Here is a 7,236-nt window from a genome sequence, read left to right on the forward strand (position 1 = left end):
GTGATTTGTCGTCACCGGCTTCGACATAGATCACCCGGTCGGGGTGAAGTCCGATCTGGGCGATTGCCGGCGCAAACAGGTCCTGACGCGTCACGCACCACAGCACCTTGCCTTGCGTCCTGGCTGCAATGCCGGCCGCAAAAAGCGACGCGGCAGCGCCATCGATTGCACCATTGCCGCCGCCGGCAACTTCATGGAGAGCACCAAGCGCCAAACCGCCCCCCGGCAGGTGGCTGTCGATCGGCGCGATGCCGAAGGGGAGCACCGTTCGTTCGCGCACATTGCCGCCTTCGAGACGCGCAATGCGAGTTCGGAGATCGGAAATGGCAGCGTTTGGCGCCGATGCACTCATCTGTCCCCTGAACGCGAAAAGCTGATGGTATGTTCCTCATTTGTTCTCTTCCTAATAAAGAGTCAATGGCATGGCGACGTGGCGTTGCGGAAGAAACGTTTGGCGCGACCGCTGCCTCGTGACACCGATAGCGTCGTTTGCCGACAGCACGAGGCCACGATGCCGCGTTGGACGTCGCGTCGGCGACTGCCGGCGCCCAGAGGAGAAACGGCGCATAAACCGCAGTCCTATGCGCGTCCGGAATTGCGGACATTGTCGCGCGCGGGACGGAGGAAATTCGCCCCCGCCGCGGCCGGTTAACAGGACAGCCGTAGGAGCGTCAGCATAGCGCCGGCCGCAGGACGGGACGCGGGACCGACTGTCCCCGTCCGCGGTGGTCCGCGTGTAGCATCGGCCATGAATGCAGTTGCCTTTGGGAACTGAGCACAGATCATCGACCGTTGGCCAGTGTGCCATCTAGTTGAAAAAGCGTGGCTATTTCGCCGTTGTCAAGAGTCTATTGACAGCAATGTTCTTATTTTGTTCACTGTTGGGATGATTGCTACAGGAGGCGAACCATGGAACTTCGCTTGAACATTGAAGGTGCAACGCCCGAGGAACTGGCACGCGGTGTCGCAGCAGCCGAAGCAGTCTTCGCGCGGGCCGGCATTACCGCTTTGCAAGGCGCGGAAGGTTTGTTCGCGTTGGAAGGGTGGGATATCAAAGGCTTTCCGGAAGACGACCAGCCAACCGAGGACGAGGACCAGGCTGCTTCGGTCTGGATGGAAGCCGACGAGGCTGCGACAATTGCATGTTGTGCGGGCTGGCCGGAGGACAAAGTTCCGCGCCATCAGATCATGGAACTGATCGACGTTCCCCGAACGAGATTGCAAGCCGAGGCGCTTCCGGACACGTGGCCGGCGCGCAGGCAGCTCTACCCGGACGTCGTCAAACGGCTGGAGGTTACTGCAGGCCCGGACCGCCAGATCGATTTCGATATTGCCTTCGTTCTTGGTTGGGTGCCGGAGCGGCCGACACTGGATCGGGTGGAGCCGCTTTCGGAAGATGGCGACCGTATTCCCTTCTTCACCAGCGACCTTGCCCAGGTGGAGGAAATGGCTCGCAAGGCGCTCAAGGACTGGACGATCGAGATTGACCGAAATCCCTGTGACGCCCACGTTTTCGACCCTGCAGCCGCCGATGACGGTGACGAATTGCGCATGGCAGCGTGGCGCGATTTCGACGGCTCCCTGCTTATGGAGAAGCCGCCGGCAAATCCTGCAATCGCACTGACCCTGGCAATGATGCGCGGCCAGTCGATGCATTTCGAATAGTGGTGAACCGGATAACGCGGGCGGCATCGTCTATCGATCGTGCTTGGCTACTTCAGGTCGCACGCGCAGATGGCCGAAGGGCTGACGAGGCCACCGCATCTGAGGAAAGAGACCATGTCAGAAAAACCACCCTATATGCCGACGGGCATTGGAATGGGCATGATGAGCGACGACGAGACCAAAGTCGGCGTTCTAATATTTGAAACGGCGCAAGGTAACTTCGACTTCGCTGTCAATCTGCAGGCAGTCGATGTCCTCACCAAGGCAATCAATAAGATCGAGATGCATCTCCGCTCCGGTAGGACGCACTGAGTGTCCGACCATGCGCCAAGATCAGAAAAGGCCGAAGCTGACCGTTGTCGTTGCGTTCGACCGCGGCGAGGATGGCGAACTGTTCACAGCATACGGCCCGACCGACCAGCAAAGCGAGGACCGCGCGGTGCGCATCGCAAAAGCGCTGGCGGGGAAGCATATAGGCGTCATAGCATGGACTCGCGACGCCGATCCGGCGCTTGGCGACTATGGGCCGCCGACAGTGCTTTTCACCAACGGCGACGTGGCGGATATGGAGTGAAAATGATCAATCCACCCAGAGACAAACTTGACTATGACTGTGCAGACCGCTCGCTCGATTGCGAGGAAGCCATGGAGCCCGGCTTTCAGGCGATCTTCGATTGCATGCTGGAAGTGGGATGGACCCGAGGGGAGACATTGCGGGCGCTGAAGCGGCTTCTTGCCGCCGACAATATGACCCAGAAAGAGAATGCAAAGACCGAAGCCCAACTCGCGATTGCGCGCGCCATGATACGCGCTGGCAAACCGCAATAGGCTGCCAGCTACAGTTTGCTGACCCCAGCTTCGTCGACCTCCGCTTCCATCTGATCGCCGACCGGCTCGGCCTTGCCGGCACCCTGGATGGACTGGCCATCGAAGCCCTGCAACCAGGCGTCGGCATATTCCCACCAGAACTCTGGCACGACGCGCTCCCTTCCGTCCTTGCGCGCTTGTACCCCATAGAGCCAAGCATATCCGATGCGTTCCTGGTCCTTCTTAGTCGCGGCCATAATCGTTCTCGCGCAAGATGTCGGCATCGGTTGCGGCCTTCACGAATGCCGCCCTTGCCACACTAGCTTCTTTGATCCCCTCCAAGACGGCCAGGCATGCTTTTCGAGCGGCCACGTGGCTTTTCCCTGTCGCTACCGGCCAACGATTGAGGAGGATATCGGCTGCCTGCGCCACTCGCTCAACCTTGTAAATAACATTACCAGACCGGCCTAACGCGACCGATACGGGCATTGCGAAACGCGGGTCTTGCATCACGCCACCCCGGAGTTACTCGAACGCGATTCAAGCATCGGCGCGCGATTCAGTTCCGCTTCCATTCCGAACTGCCGCCTGCGCTGTTGGCGACGGCCTCGACCATGATCGCGAAACAGCATTTGGCAGGCGCTGCGTGGCGATCAGTCCAGCCGCGTTCGCTCAGCCGTAGAAACGCAGGCAGAACAGATGGTCTCATTGGTGCAGGGGGCAGCGCTCTCCCGCTACCAACCCCCGACGGGCAGAGAGCCTTTCCCATTTGCACGCCGCAGCCGCCGATTGTGGCCCGAGCCGAACGCAGGCCTTCACTGCACCAGAAAGGTCCGCCTACGCATAGGGCATGCTACATTCATGGCCTTGCAGAAAGGCGAATCCGTGAGGCGATATTCGCCCACGCTTCAGCCAATCACCGTGCAACGGATTGAGCGAGCGCTCGACCGCGTGGCCGAGATCATCGTGGCGCGCGGCGACCAAGGCGAGACATGGCTCCCGTTGTACGACTATCTTGAACGTGCTCTGCAAGATTGCCAAGCAAAGGAGGGACGCCTTGTCGCAGCCCATGAGCGCGTTAAACGATTGAGGGCTCAAACGGCAGTACGATCTTCATGAGTTCTTCCTGCCACATTTTCATGTCGCCGCCTTCGCCGTATTTCGGACGGTCGATGGTGTGGCCCATCAGCATGCGCCGGAGTTCCTCATCCAGCCTGGCGTTCTTCATGCGGTCTTCAAACGAATGCCGAAGCGAATAGACAGTGTGCTTGTCGGTCGGGAACAATTTGTGGTTCTCGAAGTGCTTATTGAGCAGGGCTGATAGCGACGCCTCGCGATCCTTGTACCTCGGAAAGCCATTAGGGTGCCTCTTGAACACCTCAAGCGCCACGCCAACGAGTGGTATCTTACGCACGGATGAGGCTGTCTTGATTTCGCGTGGGTCCTCAGGATCCTCGCGAGGCTCCACCGAGATGTGAGGCACCTCGTGGTCGAGATGTATGACGCCGTCGTGCAAGTTCGCAAGCTCACTCGGGCGAGCCCCCGTTTCCGCGAAGGCGAGCACAATGCCTCGCGCATCATCGTTGAGGGCCGCAAGCGCGCCGGGTGCGAAGATCCTGTCGCGAATCCAGTCGGTCGGGAATGGTGGACGACTGCGTTTCGACTTGTCGCTGAATGAGAGATCGGCGAACGGATTCTTCTGTTCGGGTGAACCGAGATGACGATAGTAGTCGCCGTAGAGGGTCCGCAGGTTCCCCATATTTCGGTTGCCGGTCGATGCCGAACGGTCTGGCCTCCCCTTCTCGGGCGCGATTCGATCCAACCAATATTTATGCACCGCACGCGCGTCGTCGCGCGTGATCTCCCCCATTGGCTTGTCGCCGACAAGTGTGATGAAGACATCGACGCTCATTTGGCGTTTTGCCTTCCATCGTTTCTTCTGATCAGCACTTTTGGTGCGGAGTTCGTCGCGGACGATCTCGTCGAAATAGAGCTTCAGCGCTTCCGAAATTTTGTCGTCAGGACGGGAGACAGTGCCAGTGACAGCGTCAACCACGGGAGAGCTGGCAGGCTCTCCGATCGTGGCCTCGGCCCGCTGTAGGATGGTATCCAGCGGCTCGGCAACGAGGATGTCGGCGAGCGGCCGATAGACGAACCCTAACGCCTCGGCGCGCTTGATAGCGCGCTGGTAACGAATGCGCGCAGCTTCTGGGTTTTCGCCAAGCATGAGAGAGGACCATAACGCGTTATCGGCAGCCTCATGGAGGTCACGGGCGGTGCGCGCCTTTAACCGGTCGGTCGTGTCCAAGGAGCGCCGCACATGCTCGCCACGCGCATCAACGTCCCTGAGCTCCTTTGGGACGCGTCGATAATAATGAAAGTGACTGCCTCTCAACCGCAGGAAGCGGTCCGGTTCTTGCTCTTCGCGGCGTCTTCCCATGGTCCAGCGCAGCCATTTGTAGCACAATAGGTAGCACAATAGGTAGCACAAATGACCAGATCGGTGCAAGCACACGGGCACCATTCATAACATTATCTAGCAAACTCAATGACTTAACGGAGAAGCCGGTGGTACCGTTGGCTGGGATCGAACCAGCGACCTCCGGATCCACAATCCGGCGCTCTAACCATCTGAGCTACAACGGCACGTTTGCCTGAGCGGGATCGAAACAGAAACTCATCCCGACCGCTCTGTCGTTCGGCGATGCGTCCTTACGGGCTTATGGATTCTAATTCAAGGCTTTTGGAAAGCAAAGGTCACTTCCCCACATCGGCGCGGCATTTGCCTGGCAAAAAGAGGGCACGAGACAAGAACTGGGCGCCAGACAAAGAAAAAGGCCGGCGGGAGGAGGTGCCGGCCTTTTCCTGTTACGAGCCAGCGGGAGGAGGTGCTGGCTGGTCACCCCGGAGAGCAGAGGGAGGAGGTTCCACCCGCCGGGTATTCCTTGATGGCTACCATCATACGCCTGATCGTTTTTAAGAAAATGCGACCTTTTGTTGCATCTTCAGATCATGCGTAAACGTTAGGCAACCTTGATTTCCTTCATCGCCTTCTCGAAGGCGGCCTTGATCGGCTTGGAGACGTCCTCGGCTGCCTTGGAGGCGACGGCCTGGAAGTCCTTGGCCTGCTCGACGGTCGCTTCGACGCGCTTGCGCAGGAAGGCGGTCTGCAGCTCGACGACTTCCGACAGCGACTTGGCGCCGATCAGCGCTTCGAGATGGGAGAAGCCGGCCTCGGCATTGGCGCGCAAAGCGGAAATGGTCTTGAGCGACAGGTCGCTGGAAACGGTCTTGGCGGTCTCAAAGGTCGACTCCAGAGCCTTCTGGGTCTCCTCGGCACCGGTCTTCAGCTTGGCATAGGCTTCCTTCGACTGCTCAACGCCCTTTTCGGCGAAAGCGCGCATCTGGTCGGTGGCCTTGGAAGCGTCGAAGCTCGGGAATTCAACGTTTTCGATCGTCTCGGCGGTTTTGGTCCTGGACATTTTCCATCCTTTTTCAGCGGCGGCGGCTTTGACAGAAGGCCGTCTCGTTCATGTATGATGGCAATATAAAGGCAAATTTTGTGCATTGCAATATCTTTGTTGCAGTGCACCATAAATTTCTTTTGGGCCGTTAACCAAGAGCCCAGATTCCAGCCTTTGCACGTTCTGGCTTGTGGACCTTCGCGCCTCCGGCTTTTATTAACAAAGCGTTAACTGCAAATTCGCCGCTCCGTGAGGGTTCGCCAAGCGCATGCCGTCCGAATATTCCTTCCTCGACGTCGCCGTACTCGACGCGGTCCGCCAGCGCTTTGCCGCCGGCGACGCGATCGCGATCCTGTCGGCGGATCTGGAACAGGTGATCTGGGCCAATGGACCGGGCGCCGCGATGTTCGGCTATCCCGACATCGAGGCGATCATCGGCGCCTCGGCGCAACTGCCCTTGATCGCCAGGCGCCAGATCATGGCGACCAGCGGATTTCCCGAGATTGGCAGTGACCGCGCCATCATGGTGCGGCTGGCGACCGGCCTGACCAGCCGCGCCGTCAGCTTCCTGGCCAGTGCAGTGACCATGCCGGACGCCGAAAAGGCGATCATGCTCGCTGTGCCGGCGGCGCAGACAGGTTCGCGCAGTGCCGGCGAAATCGCCGCTCGCGCCATCAGCGGCTTCACCGAGGATGGCCACTTCATCGCCTTTGTCGACGCCGGCGGCCATGTCGAAGCGGCCTCGGAAGGATTTTCGGCACTGGGCATCTTGCCGGAGACGCTGGCTGCGCTCGTCGCCGATGTCGCGGCCGAGAGCGACCGCATCGTCAAGCGCCTCGTCCCCGGCCGCACGGTCTCCTATCCGGCAGGGCTGGCAAGATTGACCGAGGAACGGCATCTGCTGGTGGTGATCGACGAGGACCAGCTCGACGACAAAGCCGCTGCCGACGACAGCGTCGTGGAAGCACTGCAGCCAGCCCCAACCGAGACTGCAGCTCCGGAAAGCACGATCGCCCAGCCGGAACCTGATCAGGACAACAGACCGACAGTCGACAGCGAACACCCGGCTGCCGCGGTGGACGAACCGAGCGTTGCGGAAGCCGCCGAGACCAAATCGGTGCCTGCCGAGCCTGAGAATGTCCATACAGCCGAGCAACCCGCGGAGACGGCGGACAACGACCCGGGGAGTGCCGACGGCACGCCGCCACAACATGATCACTGGTACTTCAATGCCGGTGAGGATGATGCACAACGAACCGACCGGCCAGCCGCAACCGAGCCCGCTGAGCCTCCCGGCACC

Annotated in this window: 8 protein-coding genes, 1 tRNA gene and 2 pseudogenes; 5 read left to right on the top strand and 6 right to left on the bottom strand. The window is 59.9% G+C overall.

What is annotated here, in order from left to right:
* Positions 1–352: pseudogene (locus EN993_RS28190) on the bottom strand (damage-inducible protein); the annotation flags it as partial.
* Positions 353–909: 557 nt separating this feature from the next.
* Here EN993_RS28190 and EN993_RS28195 point away from each other — a divergent pair.
* The 4 genes from EN993_RS28195 to EN993_RS28210 all read left to right on the top strand — a co-directional run bounded on the left by EN993_RS28195 (position 910) and on the right by EN993_RS28210 (position 2,493).
* The gene (locus tag EN993_RS28195) at positions 910–1,665 is read left to right on the top strand and encodes a hypothetical protein (RefSeq protein WP_127265410.1); all 756 of its coding nucleotides are present in this window, start codon (positions 910–912) and stop codon (positions 1,663–1,665) included.
* 114 nt (positions 1,666–1,779) lie between these two features.
* Positions 1,780–1,977 carry a hypothetical protein gene (locus tag EN993_RS28200; RefSeq protein ID WP_126106280.1) on the top strand — a complete coding sequence of 66 codons (198 nt, stop codon included), beginning with the start codon at positions 1,780–1,782 and terminating at the stop codon, positions 1,975–1,977.
* Between the two features lie 10 nt (positions 1,978–1,987).
* Positions 1,988–2,239 carry a hypothetical protein gene (locus tag EN993_RS28205; RefSeq protein ID WP_127265411.1) on the top strand — a complete coding sequence of 84 codons (252 nt, stop codon included), beginning with the start codon at positions 1,988–1,990 and terminating at the stop codon, positions 2,237–2,239.
* Between the two features lie 2 nt (positions 2,240–2,241).
* Positions 2,242–2,493 (top strand): hypothetical protein, encoded by a 252-nt coding sequence (locus EN993_RS28210; protein WP_127265412.1) that lies wholly within the window; start codon positions 2,242–2,244, stop codon positions 2,491–2,493.
* 8 nt (positions 2,494–2,501) lie between these two features.
* Here the strand turns inward: EN993_RS28210 and EN993_RS28215 are convergent, their stop codons facing one another.
* From EN993_RS28215 to EN993_RS28235, 5 genes are all read right to left on the bottom strand, one after another.
* Positions 2,502–2,729, bottom strand: a complete 228-nt coding sequence (locus EN993_RS28215) for a hypothetical protein (RefSeq protein ID WP_127265413.1) — start codon at positions 2,727–2,729, stop codon at positions 2,502–2,504.
* Complete coding sequence (locus EN993_RS28220; protein WP_127265414.1) at positions 2,716–2,982, bottom strand: DUF982 domain-containing protein; 267 nt, start codon at positions 2,980–2,982, stop codon at positions 2,716–2,718. The genes EN993_RS28215 and EN993_RS28220 overlap by 14 nt, the downstream gene beginning before the upstream one ends.
* Before the next feature lie 568 nt (positions 2,983–3,550).
* Complete coding sequence (locus tag EN993_RS28225; RefSeq protein WP_127265415.1) at positions 3,551–4,912, bottom strand: DUF6538 domain-containing protein; 1,362 nt, start codon at positions 4,910–4,912, stop codon at positions 3,551–3,553.
* A 129-nt stretch (positions 4,913–5,041) separates the two neighbouring features.
* A tRNA-His gene (locus EN993_RS28230) sits at positions 5,042–5,118 on the bottom strand.
* Between the two features lie 377 nt (positions 5,119–5,495).
* Positions 5,496–5,954, bottom strand: coding sequence for a phasin (locus tag EN993_RS28235; protein WP_127265416.1), 459 nt, complete (start codon positions 5,952–5,954; stop codon positions 5,496–5,498).
* A gap of 250 nt (positions 5,955–6,204) precedes the next feature.
* Between EN993_RS28235 and EN993_RS28240 the strand changes: the two are divergent.
* Positions 6,205–7,236 (top strand): annotated as a pseudogene (locus EN993_RS28240) (PAS domain-containing sensor histidine kinase); the annotation flags it as partial.

Source organism: Mesorhizobium sp. M7D.F.Ca.US.004.01.2.1 (assembly GCF_003997785.1).
Lineage (GTDB): Bacteria > Pseudomonadota > Alphaproteobacteria > Rhizobiales > Rhizobiaceae > Mesorhizobium > Mesorhizobium loti.

Bases quoted from the DNA above. Each gene is read 5' to 3' on its own strand.
- EN993_RS28195 (WP_127265410.1), top strand. From the start codon at position 910: ATGGAACTTCGCTTGAACATTGAAGGTGCAACGCCCGAGGAACTGGCA.
- EN993_RS28200 (WP_126106280.1), top strand. From the start codon at position 1,780: ATGTCAGAAAAACCACCCTATATGCCGACGGGCATTGGAATGGGCATG.
- EN993_RS28205 (WP_127265411.1), top strand. From the start codon at position 1,988: ATGCGCCAAGATCAGAAAAGGCCGAAGCTGACCGTTGTCGTTGCGTTC.
- EN993_RS28210 (WP_127265412.1), top strand. From the start codon at position 2,242: ATGATCAATCCACCCAGAGACAAACTTGACTATGACTGTGCAGACCGC.
- EN993_RS28215 (WP_127265413.1), bottom strand. From the start codon at position 2,729: ATGGCCGCGACTAAGAAGGACCAGGAACGCATCGGATATGCTTGGCTC.
- EN993_RS28220 (WP_127265414.1), bottom strand. From the start codon at position 2,982: ATGCAAGACCCGCGTTTCGCAATGCCCGTATCGGTCGCGTTAGGCCGG.
- EN993_RS28225 (WP_127265415.1), bottom strand. From the start codon at position 4,912: ATGGGAAGACGCCGCGAAGAGCAAGAACCGGACCGCTTCCTGCGGTTG.
- EN993_RS28235 (WP_127265416.1), bottom strand. From the start codon at position 5,954: ATGTCCAGGACCAAAACCGCCGAGACGATCGAAAACGTTGAATTCCCG.